We start from the raw sequence: 14,266 nt of genomic DNA, 5'->3' as shown, positions 1-14,266 counted from the left end.
GGCGACGATAGTCTAGGGGTAGCCCTACGCAAAAATAGCTCGATGCCAGGTTTATATTTCCAGAAAACCCCTTAGCTTTCATCATTGCTAGGGGGTTTTCGTTTATGTTGTTTTTATTTGTTAATTTGAACTTCAGTGTGAAAGGTTTTAACGAACCGACTCATATCATGTTCTATTCTGTGAATTACCCATAATTCAACTAATGACCTAACCCTCTGATTGACTGGCAACCAGACTGCTTGATAGAGTCGAAGGCGGGTATTATCCCGCGCACCTCTCTGTTAATTAGCAGCAATTCTCATTTTGAAAAAAAATCAGAGAAAATTCTGTTACTTAAATGGAGAACTTGTGTCGAAGCATCATTTTTTGACAAATAATTATCATCCAACGTTGGAGATAGAAACGTTTGAACGTATAAAGAACGACTTAGGTTCCCACTCATATCCTTGAATGAGTTCATTACTCATCGTTTATCGGTCAGGGCGTACCATAAACAAAAGTCTAATTTATGGCTACCGATAACATCGGTGTACAAACGTGCTACCGAAGGATGTGCAGTTCCAACACTGGACATTGGGATTAAGGCAGTAAACGCTTTAACCATATCGTTCAGGCGTTGCAGAACCGTAACATACACGTTTTCTGTTACTTTCCGCTTTACGAACATGCTCTTGTCCCCTCGCCCTTTCGGGTCTAGGTTAGTTGTTCGCGTTGGAGTCAGTTACCCTGAACTCCAGCCAACTGTGTTGGCAATTCAATCAGTGCGTACCACGGCGCACACTTTCACCGCACCCAGCTTCCGATGTTCTTAGCTTTCACTTTTGCTCATGTGAATATAATCGTGGCAGCTTTCGTGAATGGCTAGAAGGTTTTTAGTTTTCCAGTTTTGGTGGTTTCCATCTATATGATGTAAATGTACCTTCTCGTCACTAAGCATTTTTAATCCACAATGCCCACATTAAGGGCTTTAGAGGTGTTATTGTCATATAACTTACTGTTGCGTTCGCTCCAATAAGTTAAATCTCCGTCGTAGGGTGATTTTTCACCTTTTTTGTTCCCATGTTTGCGCTATCTTTTCTTTCAAGGGTCGTTCTAGCCATACATTAAGGAAAGAGTTTCCTGAATTACTAAAACTACCAAGTTTATGGACAAATAATTATTTTGTATCAACTGCGGGAAATGTTAGCAGCGAAACGATTAGAAAATATATAGAAGATCCGCACCACGGAACGAATTAATATAGAGAAGACTAAGGCGACTAAAGTCGCTCGTGCCGCTTCCCTCTCAGGTCTAAAGACACTGAGTTTCCCGCATCCCGCACTCTCCTATGATTACTTCTAATTGCTACTACATAAGCTAAGTTAACGTGAGTTCGACGGAGAGGAAAGCCTGAAAAGCTTGCTAGGGAATAGTTTGAAAAAATAGGATATACCTGCAACCTGCTGTATCTCTCAAAAACTCTTTGAACAGTTGTATGAGCGGGGGTTGGAATTAATTACAAAATCTAAGAAAAAAATGAAAAACCGTTTGGTCAAACTGATTGATAAAATTCTCTTACGCAAACGAGTAGTCATTGAGTCAGTCAATGAACATCTCAAAAATATCTGTCAAATAGAATACTCCAGACATCGTAGTCTATTTAACTTTTTGGTGAATTTGGTGGCTGGTTTAGCTGCTTATACCTATTTACCTAAAAAACCTTCCATTGACATTTACCCAAAAGATTTGCCTGCTCTACCTCCTGCCCTGTTTTAGTTCCGTCGAACTCACGTTATATTACTAAAGTTTTTGGCAAATTTCACATTACATAAAGTTCCTATACTTCCGCTGAAGGGGTGACAACTTAGGCTCAAACCCTTATCGAATAAGGATTATGAAAGAGTCAGCCTTGAAAAGATTAAAACAAATGGGGAACCTATTCCAACATAAAAATTAGACTTGTGGGGTTTAGTTATTGACAATAGAATCAATAAAGCCAGAAAATGATGTTTACTTTTTCAAGGCGCAAACCTTCAAAACCCTTGCTGCGTATGTAATTCCAAGGTTTTTGTCACCCCGTCAGATACTTCCGTCAGTATAACTAACTACAAGCAATGTGCTTGGCAGCAGCGCTGAGTTAAAAGCACACGCTCCCAGGTAATTGCAGCTATGCACGTCAGGGCTTTACGCTATCGCTAAAAGTGATAATATATTATGCTACTAAGTAGTAGCTCATACTCATGCATGAACTTTCGCAATGGTGAGAGATACTGCGAATAAACCGATAAAAAGGCTTAATTTTTATGATTTTATTTGGCAAGTTATATTTTTACTCGTAAAATCGAAGACAAAGTAAAAAGTGGGACGATAAATTCCCTAAATTAATGAGTCAGTTAATAAGTCAGGGTGCGAGAGTTATAACTAAATCTCAAATGGTAGATCGGATAAATGATATCGCTTGGCAAGCTCACCAAGGTAGTGTAGCTGCTATTATTCAATTGTTGAACGAAAAACTGGCTAAATCCGGAGTGAGAACCAGAGCTATTTTTGCTGATGGTGTTTTACAACTTCTGTGTGAGGCGGCTAGGGAAGAACAACTTGACCAATCTAGTCTAGTAGAACAAATCCAGCAAATCCTGAACTCTATCACACCGCGTAATATTCGTCGAGTTAATATCAATAGTCGAATTGTTCGGGAACAGCAATTACTATGGCTGACGGAAATTTATCGCGATCGCGATCATCAATTACTATGGTCACAGGAAATTACACTAACTCAGCCTCATGTCTTCAAACAGCTAATTGCAGATTTTCAAGAAGCGCAATCTCAAGTTAAAATCAATTTACCTAAGACTAAATTTTCTCGTCCTTCAGTACGTGTTAAAAATTCATCTAAAAAAAGGATACTAGCAGCAACTAGTTTATGTTCGCTTTTATTGCTTGCTTGGGTTGTTTATGCCCAGTTAGGCGATCAACTGACAAACGTTGTACAACTAAACATTCCGAACTCTTTAATTACAGCAAATGGTGATGAAAGTAAAGCGGAATCCTTACCCCGTGCTGCTAATTATAATGTTTCTATTCCTGCTGATGAACCATTTTTAGAAGCTGTACGAATTGCCAACCAAGCCTCGGCGGGAGGTAAAATAGCTACAACCTCAACTCAGTGGTTAGAATTAGCTGCTCAGTGGCAACGAGCTTCAGATTTAATGAATATGGTACCACCCGACCACAGCCGCTATCAAGAAGCTAAAATTCGCACTCAACTATACAAGCAATATAGTGACATAGCACAAGAAGAAGCGGAGAAAACTCAATATTAGTTTCTGGGGTGGACTATATGTTAATCAGGGGAATTATGGAGTGAGGTGAGTTCAGTCGTGTGTAAGTTAAACACGGTGCTTAGTTGGGTTTGGCTTTGCTCAACTCAGCCTAAAAAAATTGGCGTTTTACTGGATTTGATAATCTCTAATTAAATCAGATTGTGTAGAGACGGAAAATTTCACGCCTCTACAAATTATTAAAACTGAACCTAACTAAACACTCATCTCTAACATTCGTTGCATTGGTCGCAGCGCCGCTAGGCGGATATCCTCTGACATGGTGATTTCAGGAGTGCGATTTTTCATGGCTAAATATAATTTTTCCAGCGTATTTAACCGCATAAATGGACACTCGTTGCAAGCACAGTTATTCAATGGTGGGGCAGGAATAAAGAGTTTATCGGGAGCCAGTTTTTGCATTTGGTGAATGATCCCTGGCTCTGTAGCCACGATAAATTCTTTTGTAGGGCTATTTTGACAGTATGTGAGTAAAGCGGCTGTTGAGCCGATAAAACTGGCATGACGCAATACACTACTTTCACATTCCGGGTGAGCGATCGCCTCTGCTTCTGGGTGAGTAATTTTTAACTGGACAATTTTCTTTTCAGAAAAAGTTTCATGGACAATACAGCTACCTTGCCATAGCAGCAAATCTCGGCCAGTTTGTTCCATCACATACCTTCCCAAGTTTCGATCCGGGGCAAAAATAATCGGCTGTGTGGGTGGTATTTGTTGCACAATCTTGACAGCGTTGGAACTGGTGCAGATGATATCGCTCATGGCTTTAATCTGGGCCGAGCAGTTGATGTATGAAATTACCAAATGATCTGGATGGGCTGCTTTAAAAGCGGCAAAGGCTTCTGGTGGACAACTGTCTGCTAAAGAACAACCAGCATCTAAATCTGGTAAAAGCACCAATTTATCAGGATTCAGGATCTTTGCTGTCTCTGCCATGAAGTGAACACCAGCGAAGACAATCACATCTGCATTGGTCTGGGCTGCGGCTTTGGCCAATTGTAATGAATCCCCAATAAAATCGGCGATATCCTGAATATCCGGTTCTTGATAATAATGCGCCAAAATTACGGCGTTGAGTTCTTTTTTGAGAGTCTCAATGGCAGTAAACAAATCTAGCGGTAGTCCACCCGGTTGGGTTAGGTTGGGTTGAGGTAGTGCAGTGGTAAACACAGTTAGGGGTGCTTTAAGTTGCAAGTTGTTGTCCTGTGGATTCAATTATAGTAGTTTTTACCAAAAATAGTAGACGGTCGATGTCCCCTCATTTGTGTCCAAATTCCTCTGAGTTTCATATCCTGGAGATAGAAGGCAAGGAAAGTGGCATGACCAGTCATAAAACGAAATCAATAACCCTGAAAATTGCTGTAGTTGGAGATGTTCACGACCAATGGGAATTAGAAGATGGCATGGCACTCAAGTATCTGGGTGTGGACTTGGTGCTGTTTGTGGGCGATTTTGGTAATGAATCGGTGGATGTGGTCAGAGCGATCGCTTCTATCGACATTCCCAAGGCAGCAGTGATGGGAAACCACGATGCCTGGTACACTGCCACGGAATGGGGACGCAGGAAATGTCCTTATGACCGTTCTAAGTCAGATTGGGTACAAGAACAACTCGATTTATTAGGAACTGCCCATGTCGGTTACGGTAAGCTCGATTTTCCGGCGTGGAATTTAACTGTGGTCGGGGGTCGTCCCTTTACTTGGGGTGGTCCAGAGTGGAAATTTGCGAATATCTTGCAAGAACGTTATGGTGTGACGAATCTAGAAGAATCAGCCGACCGCATTGTTAAAGCTGTAAACAGCGCTGCTCATGAAACGATTATTTTTCTAGGTCACAATGGCCCTAGTGGTTTAGGCGATCGCCCCGAAGATCCCTGCGGTAAGGATTGGCATCCCATCGGTGGTGACTTTGGCGACCCAGACCTAGCTGCGTCGATTTCTCAGGCTCTCACGGCTGGTAAAACCATTCCTCTGGTGGCATTTGGTCATATGCACCGCACCCTCAGACACACTAAAAAAGTGCAGCGCCAAGCTGTATTTAAAAGTCCAGAGGGGACAATTTACTTAAATGCGGCAACTGTACCCAGGATTTTGGAAAATCAGGGCGAGAAACTGCGTACTTTTTCGATTGTTTCCTTAGAAGCGGGTGAGGTTTCCCAAGTCTCCCAAGTTTGGATAAACCATGATTTTCAGGTGAATTCAGAGGAAATTTTGTATGAGCGATCACGTAGCGTGCCGGAGGCTTTCGCTTAGTCTCTCTTAGATATTTGCCTTCAGTCGTGCAATTTGTGTAGATGATGAGATATAGTATGATCTGTCAGCTTGTTAATCTTCGGCAAAAGCGCTATACTGCTGTATTGTCATAGGTTTTTTAAAAGCTCGACAGTTTTATTGGAGAGGTGGCAGAGTGGTCGATTGCGTCCGACTTGAAATCGGATGAGGCTAAAACCTCCGGGAGTTCGAATCTCCCCCTCTCCGTTGAAATTCATAAAACTCAATTTAAATTAGGTAATTTTTATTGAAAACTGGATTTAAAAAACACGAGTTTTCCACCAAGGAGTGTTTTTAATTTCATTTTCCCAAGTTCTAATTACTTGCTGAAGATTTTTAACTTCAGTTAGCATTGATGTTTTATAAAAAATATTAATTGCTAATTTTAAATCTTCTATTGCCTCTTTAATTTTGCCTTGTACTTTACGGATGTAACCGCGTTTCACATAGGCAAGAGCATAATTTGAGTCAATTTCGATAACTTTATTATAGTCTTTAATTGCTCTTCTGAAGTCTTTTTTTAGAGTATGGGTATTACCTCTTTGGAAATAAGCATCAACACATTCAGCTTGATTTTCAATAGCTAGATTATAGTCTGTAATAGCACCGTTATAATCTTTAATAGTGACAAGAACTCTAGCCCGGCTTAGTAAAACAGAAACATCATTTGGGCGAGTATTCATAACCTGGTTGAAATCTGAAATTGCTTCTTGATAATTTTTATTTGCTAAATAAGCGTTAGCTCGCTGCAAGTACGCATCGGCTATATTATAGTTATGTTCTATGATGTAAGTAAAATCTTTTATCGCTCCTTTATAATCATTTACATCAAAAAGAATGCAGCCTCTAATAAAATAAGCATTAAAATTGCGTTGATCCAACTTAATTACTTGAGTATAGTCAGCTAAACCATTTTTGTAGTCTTTAATTTCAATATATATCCTCCCTCGTTTTTCATAAATATCCTTGTTATTTGAATCGAGTAAAATGCTTTTTGTATAATCAAAAATAGCTTCAGTATATTTTTTTCCTGCGGCTAAAAGATGTCCTCTATTAGAGTAAGACTCAATATGCTCAGGATTAATTGCGATTGTCTTTGTATAATCATCAATAGCTCCTTGATAATCACGAAGATCAGAGCGATTACAGCCCCTTAAAAAATATGCTTCATCATATTGAGGATCAATTGCTATTACTTTGGAAAAATCATTAATAGCTGCTTGATATTTAAAAGTATCAGAATAAATGCAACCCCTTAAAAAATATGCTTCAGCATATTGAGGATTTAGTTCGATTACTTTAGAAAAATCTTCAATGGCTTCTGCATAGTGTTTATTTTTTAATTTTTCCAAGCCTCGTTTCAGAAAATCTTCATCGCTTTTGAATATATCGATAAATCCTAAAACTCCTTCTGTTATTCCCTTGGTTCCATGACCAACAACGGAACCTAAGCCAGATGCTAAACTTTGAACTATAGAACTTATCCTTCTTGCTGTATTTTTAACTGAAGACTCTCCTCTTGTACCAACTAAAACTCCTCCAGCTATAGCTATAGGTATAGCAATCGGTCCAGTCAAACCCAAAGCACCTATTGCATACAATGCTCCCACTCCACCTGCTACAGCCCCTACTTTGTTTTTTGCAGTAAAATCATTTAATACAGATTCTTCGGCTATATCAGCAGCAATATTGGCAGCAGTATCGAAAACAAATTCTTCTAAACTCATCTATTCCTCCAATTCATTACTATGTAAGCTCAAATAACTTTTGAGAATATGTGTTTATTCTCTCAGTATGATTGGTAAACTTGTTATTGTACATTTGTAAAAACTCGGAATTAGTTAAACATCTATTGATAAACGCAATTTAAGCAATCTTGCTTAAATCAAGTATAAACTCGGTTTAAATTAGCAAAAAACTAAAAAATCATCTTAATATTTCGGGATATACAGAGAAAATTAACAAGCGATCGCCTCTTCCCTTTCTACCCTAAGTACAATCTTGTTATAGTTAGTCAATTAATTATTACCCTTCAGTCCTTCAATAAACCTGAGCAGTTATACGCACATTTACAAGTGTTAGCTAAAGCTGAAAATAACGAAATGGGCTTAAAAATAACATCCCACGCCAAAACGCACCAGCACAGCGAAGTACGTTAGGCGCAAAGAATTGGCGTGAAAATTAGATTCTATTCAGCAGCTTTATTACTAGCTCGATTAGCACGCGCCTCGGCTGAAGCCATGACTTCATCGAAATTCTCTAGTATTTCACCAGGGAAGTTTTCCAAAACTCTCGTAGAAATAGCCACGCGACCTTTACCTTCATCTAAGTCAATAATTACAGCTTTAATTGTTTGACCAATTTGAAAGACTTTTTCGAGAGAGTCAATGAATTTTTGGCTGACTTGCTTAATATGTAGCAACGCACTGAGACCTTCTAAATCTACAAATACTCCAAAAGGTTTAATGCCAGTAACTCTACCTTCTACAAGCTGATTGAGTGCTAATAAGCTGAAGCTGCTAGAACGAGTTGCCAAGCGCTGGGAAAGTATCAGTTTGTTGGTATTACGATTAATTTCTAAAAAAGCTACAGTCAAATTTTGACCTTTAAGTGCTTCTAAGTTATCACGCTCTGCTAAATGCGATCGCGGAATAAATCCTCGCAATGAAAGCAGATCAACGGTAACACCACCTTTATTCACACCCGTTACCCTGACTTGCACCGTCTGGCCACCTTCGTTCATTTGAACCAGTCGTTCCCAGATTTGCTGAATTTCCAACTGCTTGCGCGAAAGGGTGACTTGACCTTCTGCATCCTGATCTCGGATGATCACAAACTCCAGTTCCTCTTGCAATGGCAGCACCTCCGATAAATCGGTAACTGCTCTCAAAGAAGCCTCATCACGGGGGAGAAAAGCGGATGACTTACCACCAATATCTACATAAGCTCCATTGGGGTCAAGTTGAAAGACTTTCCCACGTACAACTTGTCCCTTTTGAAACTGGTAGTCGTGTACTTCTAGTGCTTTGGCAAAATCGTCCATCGTAAAAGACGAATTGGCAGGTTGAGAAAGTTTCGATTCGGAGTTCATGACAATTGAAGATAAATTATTATTTGATATGATGCCACTGGAGTTTTACTAAACGCCTAACAAATTGCGACCTAGTAGGAGTGTTAGGTAATTATTCCCTGATTATTTGGTAGGCAAAGTCACCTAAAATATCGTGAATAATCTCCAATTTGGAAACTTCACAGTATTTTTCTTTTCAGTACAGCACGGCGTAATAAACCAACCATTCCAAGTCAATGAAAATCCTATAGAATAAGCTTTTTGACTTTTGACTTTTGACTTTTGACTTCCGCCCTGCGGTCTAGGCTCCTAACACACTGCCAAAAAGTTGTTTCACCTGCTCCCAAGCATCAGCTGCGGCTTTAGGATTATAGCTGGCGCGATGGTCACAAAAAAATCCGTGGTTAGCTCCATCGTAGCGAAACACACGATGGGAAATTTGGTATTTTTCTAATTCTGCGGCGATTTGATCCACCTGTTCGGTCGGGATGCTGGCATCTTCCATACCAAAGAAAGTATATATGGTTCCTTTGATATCTTGGGTAAGGCTGATAGTGGGTGCGCCACCTCCTGGTGTGCGAGTAGTAATGCCAGCACCGTAGAAGGAAGCAGTAGCTTTGATATCTGGTAGAGTTGCAGCTAAATATGCTACATGACCACCAAAACAAAAGCCAATACACCCAAAGCTATCTGGTTTCACCTGGGGTAAAGTTTTGAGATAGTCAATGGCTGATTGAATATCACTCAGTAACTCTGATGCTTGAGTTTGTTTCCAAGCATATTCTCTACCAATTTCCATATCTTCCGGGGTGTAGCCTGTTTCAAAACCAGGGGCTTGACGTTGAAAAAGTGCCGGGGCGATCGCAATATATCCTTGTTGAGCAATTCGTTCTGTAACTTCCCGAATGTGTACATTAACACCAAATATTTCTTGTAATACTACAACTCCTGGATAAGAACCAGGTGCTTGTGGTTGTGCCAAATAAGCCGATATTTGGAGATTATCTTGCGAAAGTTGGACAGTTGTGGTATCTATTGTTTGCTCTGGCATAAAAATTTTTATTAGGGCTGTGTCATCAGGTATGTGATGATTTGATCTAACTATGCCAGTCACTCTGGCTATTTCCCATCAAAGTTATTAATTAGCAAAAGTAAGCAGATGACAAATTTCTCTCTAAAAAATTCCATCTGTATATAAGATATCTAATATGTCATAAATGCACCGAGTTACTTACATCTACTCATATCAATAGGTTTGGTAATGATTCAATTCCGTATTCAGCCAGACAGTGAAATTCCTGCTTCTAACCAGCTATTTAATCAAATTCGGTTTGCGATCGCTTGCCGACAATATCCACCTGGATACAAATTGCCCAGCACCAGGGCATTAGCGATGCACACTGGGTTACACCGCAATACCATTAGCAAAGTTTACCGCCAGTTGGAAGAAGACGGGTTTGTGGAAAGTCTGGCTGGTTCAGGAATTTATGTGCGTACCCAAGGGCATGAAGGTGGTAGCAAGCTAAAATCTCCCATCGTCAAAAAACAAACCGAAGATGCCTACAAACTGGTACAAAAAGCACTGGATGAGATGCTAGCTCAAGGCTATTCACTCAGTCAAGCACGGGAGCTATTTTTAGGTGAAATTGACTGGCGCTTACGCTGTAGCGCCCAAGTGCTGGTTGCAGTTCCCTCTCATGACATGGGTGCGGGTGAATTGATGGTGTATGAGTTAGAAATGTCTCTAAACATACCTGTGCAATTGGTAGCGATGGAAGAATTAACTGCCGTGCTAGATAAAACTAATTCGGCAACAGTGGTGACAAGCCGTTATTTCATTAGTGATGTGGAAGCGATCGCTGCACCGAAATCTGTACGTGTGATTCCGCTAGATATCTACGACTACAGCAAAGAACTCGACCTATTGAGAACCCTGCCAAAGCAGAATTGTGTAGGCATAGTTAGTCTAAGTTCAGGAATTGCCCGTGCCGCAGAAGTAATTCTTCACGGTTTACGAGGAGATGAACTATTGATTATGACATCACAACCAAAAGACGCGTACAAAATTCAAGCGATCGTCAAGCGGGCGGAAATAATTATCAGCGATCAAGCCAGTTTTCCCACCGTACACGCAGCAGTACAAGCATCTCTTGAAGATATTATTCGTCCACCTAAACTGATTAAGGTGGAAAATTACATTGGGGCTAATTCGATTAATTTGTTAAAACGCGAACTGGGTTTGAGTTAGGGATTTTCCAAAAATCAATTATCCTGATCAAAGTTCTCTTACCAGACGCTATGGGGCGATTACTGCGGAGCGCTGAGTGCGAGGCAGCACACGCTACGCGAAGGCGATCGCACTATCATGTTGAGTCTAGGTTGTCAGTTCCGGAAGGTCGTCACCAATTGCGGTTTGAGTTTAGCGATTGTACCCAAATGCTAGATACAGTTTCTCTGCCCAGCATTCCCTCCAATCTTGAATAATGTTTGGAATCACTCTGGCTTCAATTGGGGCAACGCTGAGACATCGGTGCGCCTGAAGTAAATTATCTGTTAGGCTACCTGGACGCATACCGATCTTGATCGCTGTGGATATTGTTTTTTTTTGGTTTGGTTTAGCTAAAGTTTCATCCCAGTTTTCAGGCCACTCATATACGTGCTTAAAGTAGTTGGCCGCAGTATCTATAATTACTATCTTACTAAGGTTAACTGATGGGTCAGTCTGTGAATGAGTTGACATTTTTTCAAGCTTGTTCAAGTGTCTCAAACCTTCCGCACGTCCATCGTTTTGTAACTCCGATAGTATTGATAGAGTTCGTGTAATTGCGGCTTGACCAAGCACAAAAATAGAGCCGATTAATAGTCCTACTTCATCATTATAATGTGCTGTTTCAGCTGTCCAATACTTCCTGGCAGCCCACCCACCGTAGTTGCTCATTTGCATCTCAGCTTGATCAACTGCGTCTGCTATCGTATCTGCTACCCCCTGGATAGGAAATATCTCGAAGGGATCTGCAAGTTGTTCAAGAAGCCATTCTGGTCTTCTGGCAGGAAATATACTCAAAACTTACCTCAACATTCAAATTTTTTCAGAAAAATCTCCATTTTTCATAGGTAAGTCTAACTATTTATTATGTGGAAACTTTCCGTATATCACCCTAAACGGTTTAGTTAGGGTAAGGATTACAGGCATTTTAAGCATAATATCCAGAAATTTTCTGGATATCGTCAATATCTAAGTATTATACAGAATTTTTCTGTATATTATCCAAAAGAGCAAGATAGCAAACTGCACCAACCTTATTCATGCAATTTCTTGGGCTTCACGTCCACCAAAAACTGTTTTTTTAATATCTTCAATCTCATAATCTTCAACTTGCCAGTCATCGTCGCATCATTTTTGATATAGATTATCCTAGTTACTTAAAAACGATTCCAGTTAGACTTATGGATAACACGCTGCAATTATTAACCCCTGTACAACTCGGTACTTACACCTTACCGAATCGTCTGGTGATGGCTCCCTTGACTCGCTGTCGTGCTGCGCCTGGCAACGTTCCCTACGAACTCCATGCCACCTACTATGCACAACGGGCAACCGCTGGACTGATTATTTCCGAAGCAACCCAAGTCTGTCCCCAAGGACAAGGTTATCCCAATACCCCCGGCATCCATTCTGCTGAACAGATTGCTGGCTGGAAAAAAGCTACCCAAGCGGTTCACGACAAAGGTGGTCGCATTTTTTTGCAACTCTGGCACGTTGGGCGCATTTCCCATCCTGATTTTCAGCCAAATGGTGAATTACCCGTTGCCCCTAGCGCGATCGCCCCAACAGGAGAAGTGGGAACCTACGAAGGCATGAAACCCTACGTCGCGCCCCGCGCCCTTGAACTCGAAGAAATCCCCAGCGTGATTGAGCAATATCGTCAAGGTGCGAAAAATGCCCTCGAAGCAGGCTTTGACGGCGTTGAAGTACATGGCGCAAATGGTTATCTGATTGATCAATTTTTGCAAGACTGCACCAACCACCGCACCGATGCCTATGGCGGCTCAGTAGAAAATCGATCGCGCTTTTTGATGGAAGTTCTGGAAGCCGTAACTGAAGTCTGGGGTGGTGATTCCTACGGAGCGCTTCGCTATCGCGTTGGTTTGCGATTATCTCCTTCCGGCAGTTTTAACGACATGGGCGACTCAGACCCCAAGACCCTCTTCAGCTATGTTGTGCAGGAACTCAATAAATTTAACTTAGCCTACCTGCACCTGATCGAACCCCGCCTCAATGCGAGCCAAGATACCCTAGAACATCTCAGTAGCGACCTCACTGCTGGTTTTTTCCGTCCCCTGTTTAACAGCAAAATTATTGCGGCTGGCGGATTAAACCGTGAAATTGGCGAACAAATCATCTCCAAGGGCGAAGCTGATCTAATTGCCTATGGTCGCATCTATATTTCCAATCCTGACCTTGTGAAACGTTTTGCCCTGAATGCGTCGTTAAATCCCTACGATCGCAGTACCTTTTACGGAGGCACAGAAAAAGGATACACTGACTATCCTTTTTTAGAGTAAGCGTAAAGTTATGATCTTGGAGTGCCGATTTTAGAAGTTGCTGTAGCTTGGTGATTGGCACTCCCAAAAGCCTTGTGATCCTTCTCCTTATATAACACCAGCTTTAAAATTAAGTTAACCAGCTTGTGGTTCCGGTGCATTAAGCTGTAAAAACTCTTGTACCCGCATGAGGTAAGTTGAGGCATCTTCCAACATGGGAAAATGCGATGTATTAGGAATCATAGCAAACTCAATGTTTTCACTCTTTGCTGCCGCTTGACGACCCATTTGGGCAGGAATAATCTGGTCATACTCACCAGCCACCAGCAAAGTCGGTACTGTCAGCTTGGCAAACTCGTGAGGCATTAATTCTGCTTGAGCTTTACTGACAGAAGTATAAATTGTACCCAAGGCTGCATTATAGTCGGCTTCGAGAAAATCTTGCAAAAAAGCCTGCCGTTCGGAACTGGGAATAGGGCTATGCAAAAATCTCGCCATAAATATTCTATCAACCAACGGTATTTTCCCTAGCCACTTAGGACGAAATTTAACTACGTAGCCTCCAAATTTATGAAAAGCAGTGAAGGCTTTTTCGTCGTACTCAAAAATACCGCTACAGGTTAAAATCCCTTGTTCTACTCGTTCGGGATAACTGTTGATAAATAATGTCGCAATAGATGCACCCATTGAATGAGCATTAATATAAATGCGCTGAAGTTGCAATTCATCTAGCAAAGCTGCTAAATCCTCAGCATACTCTTCCAATTCATAAGTTAACTCTTGAATTGCCTCTGATTTTTCTGGTGTTGATTTCGACTCCACAACAGATGCACTGGCTGCGGCTATGTTAGGTTTGCCACGAGAACGCCCAAAACCCCGCAAATCGTAGAGTAAACAATCAAATTGGTCTACCAAAGCATCAGCTGTACTTTTCCAGTATCTAGCTGAACCAGCCCAGCCATGAATAAAAACCATTACTGGCTTAACCAAAGAACCAGATGGTTTTTTGACCCATTCATAATAATGCTCAACACTACGGACACAAATATAAGGCATTTTTC

Annotated in this window: 11 protein-coding genes, 1 tRNA gene and 2 pseudogenes; 7 read left to right on the top strand and 7 right to left on the bottom strand. The window is 41.0% G+C overall.

The window, feature by feature from the left end; all coding sequences use genetic code 11:
* Nucleotides 1-808 precede the first annotated feature (808 nt).
* A pseudogene (locus ACM0OW_RS20375) lies at nucleotides 809-1,065 on the bottom strand (HNH endonuclease signature motif containing protein); the annotation flags it as partial.
* Nucleotides 1,066-1,079: 14 nt separating this feature from the next.
* Here ACM0OW_RS20375 and ACM0OW_RS20370 point away from each other — a divergent pair.
* The 3 genes and pseudogenes from ACM0OW_RS20370 to ACM0OW_RS20360 form a co-directional block, all read left to right on the top strand.
* Nucleotides 1,080-1,238 (top strand): annotated as a pseudogene (locus ACM0OW_RS20370) (transposase); the annotation flags it as partial.
* 190 nt (nucleotides 1,239-1,428) lie between these two features.
* A complete protein-coding gene (locus ACM0OW_RS20365; RefSeq protein WP_414551965.1) occupies nucleotides 1,429-1,755 on the top strand; it encodes a transposase in 327 nt (108 codons plus the stop codon).
* Between the two features lie 608 nt (nucleotides 1,756-2,363).
* Complete coding sequence (locus ACM0OW_RS20360) at nucleotides 2,364-3,302, top strand: hypothetical protein (RefSeq protein WP_414551963.1); 939 nt, start codon at nucleotides 2,364-2,366, stop codon at nucleotides 3,300-3,302.
* A gap of 213 nt (nucleotides 3,303-3,515) precedes the next feature.
* Here the strand turns inward: ACM0OW_RS20360 and nadA are convergent, their stop codons facing one another.
* Entirely contained in the window at nucleotides 3,516-4,490 is a 975-nt protein-coding gene (gene nadA, locus ACM0OW_RS20355) for a quinolinate synthase NadA (protein ID WP_414551964.1), read from the bottom strand.
* 149 nt (nucleotides 4,491-4,639) lie between these two features.
* Here nadA and ACM0OW_RS20350 point away from each other — a divergent pair, with 149 nt between their 5' ends.
* Both ACM0OW_RS20350 and ACM0OW_RS20345 read left to right on the top strand, forming a co-directional pair.
* Nucleotides 4,640-5,572 carry a TIGR04168 family protein gene (locus ACM0OW_RS20350; protein ID WP_414551962.1) on the top strand — a complete coding sequence of 311 codons (933 nt, stop codon included), beginning with the start codon at nucleotides 4,640-4,642 and terminating at the stop codon, nucleotides 5,570-5,572.
* 140 nt (nucleotides 5,573-5,712) lie between these two features.
* Nucleotides 5,713-5,797 (top strand) — tRNA-Ser (locus ACM0OW_RS20345).
* 53 nt (nucleotides 5,798-5,850) lie between these two features.
* On the opposite strand, the gene ACM0OW_RS20340 is transcribed toward ACM0OW_RS20345, so the two are convergent.
* The 3 genes from ACM0OW_RS20340 to ACM0OW_RS20330 form a co-directional block, all read right to left on the bottom strand.
* Nucleotides 5,851-7,317, bottom strand: a complete 1,467-nt coding sequence (locus tag ACM0OW_RS20340) for a tetratricopeptide repeat protein (protein WP_414551961.1) — start codon at nucleotides 7,315-7,317, stop codon at nucleotides 5,851-5,853.
* A 461-nt stretch (nucleotides 7,318-7,778) separates the two neighbouring features.
* Nucleotides 7,779-8,681 (bottom strand): S1 RNA-binding domain-containing protein, encoded by a 903-nt coding sequence (locus ACM0OW_RS20335; protein ID WP_414551960.1) that lies wholly within the window; start codon nucleotides 8,679-8,681, stop codon nucleotides 7,779-7,781.
* 280 nt (nucleotides 8,682-8,961) lie between these two features.
* Nucleotides 8,962-9,711 (bottom strand): dienelactone hydrolase family protein, encoded by a 750-nt coding sequence (locus ACM0OW_RS20330; protein ID WP_414551959.1) that lies wholly within the window; start codon nucleotides 9,709-9,711, stop codon nucleotides 8,962-8,964.
* Nucleotides 9,712-9,921: 210 nt separating this feature from the next.
* Between ACM0OW_RS20330 and ACM0OW_RS20325 the strand changes: the two genes are divergently transcribed.
* Nucleotides 9,922-10,908, top strand: coding sequence for a GntR family transcriptional regulator (locus tag ACM0OW_RS20325; protein WP_414551958.1), 987 nt, complete (start codon nucleotides 9,922-9,924; stop codon nucleotides 10,906-10,908).
* Nucleotides 10,909-11,079: 171 nt separating this feature from the next.
* Here ACM0OW_RS20325 and ACM0OW_RS20320 read toward each other — a convergent pair whose 3' ends face one another.
* On the bottom strand, nucleotides 11,080-11,724 hold the full coding sequence (locus ACM0OW_RS20320) for a hypothetical protein (protein WP_414551957.1): 645 nt from the start codon (nucleotides 11,722-11,724) through the stop codon (nucleotides 11,080-11,082).
* Between the two features lie 383 nt (nucleotides 11,725-12,107).
* Between ACM0OW_RS20320 and ACM0OW_RS20315 the strand changes: the two genes are divergently transcribed.
* Entirely contained in the window at nucleotides 12,108-13,226 is a 1,119-nt protein-coding gene (locus tag ACM0OW_RS20315) for an alkene reductase (RefSeq protein ID WP_414551956.1), read from the top strand.
* A 114-nt stretch (nucleotides 13,227-13,340) separates the two neighbouring features.
* Here the strand turns inward: ACM0OW_RS20315 and ACM0OW_RS20310 are convergent, their stop codons facing one another.
* Nucleotides 13,341-14,261: an alpha/beta fold hydrolase gene (locus tag ACM0OW_RS20310; protein WP_414551955.1), complete on the bottom strand. Its 921-nt coding sequence runs from the start codon at nucleotides 14,259-14,261 to the stop codon at nucleotides 13,341-13,343.
* Nucleotides 14,262-14,266: the final 5 nt, after the last annotated feature.

Origin of the sequence: Anabaena sp. CCY 0017, from assembly GCF_963920885.1 — a bacterium.
In the GTDB taxonomy this organism is placed as follows: Bacteria; Cyanobacteriota; Cyanobacteriia; order Cyanobacteriales; family Nostocaceae; genus Nodularia.
This window is presented reverse-complemented; position numbering and strand designations above follow the sequence as displayed.

Coding starts and splice junctions, on each gene's coding strand:
- ACM0OW_RS20310 (WP_414551955.1), bottom strand. CDS start 14,261: ATGCCTTATATTTGTGTCCGTAGTGTTGAGCATTATTATGAATGGGTC.
- ACM0OW_RS20360 (WP_414551963.1), top strand. CDS start 2,364: ATGAGTCAGTTAATAAGTCAGGGTGCGAGAGTTATAACTAAATCTCAA.
- ACM0OW_RS20330 (WP_414551959.1), bottom strand. CDS start 9,711: ATGCCAGAGCAAACAATAGATACCACAACTGTCCAACTTTCGCAAGAT.
- ACM0OW_RS20315 (WP_414551956.1), top strand. CDS start 12,108: ATGGATAACACGCTGCAATTATTAACCCCTGTACAACTCGGTACTTAC.
- ACM0OW_RS20325 (WP_414551958.1), top strand. CDS start 9,922: ATGATTCAATTCCGTATTCAGCCAGACAGTGAAATTCCTGCTTCTAAC.
- ACM0OW_RS20350 (WP_414551962.1), top strand. CDS start 4,640: ATGACCAGTCATAAAACGAAATCAATAACCCTGAAAATTGCTGTAGTT.
- ACM0OW_RS20335 (WP_414551960.1), bottom strand. CDS start 8,681: ATGAACTCCGAATCGAAACTTTCTCAACCTGCCAATTCGTCTTTTACG.
- ACM0OW_RS20340 (WP_414551961.1), bottom strand. CDS start 7,317: ATGAGTTTAGAAGAATTTGTTTTCGATACTGCTGCCAATATTGCTGCT.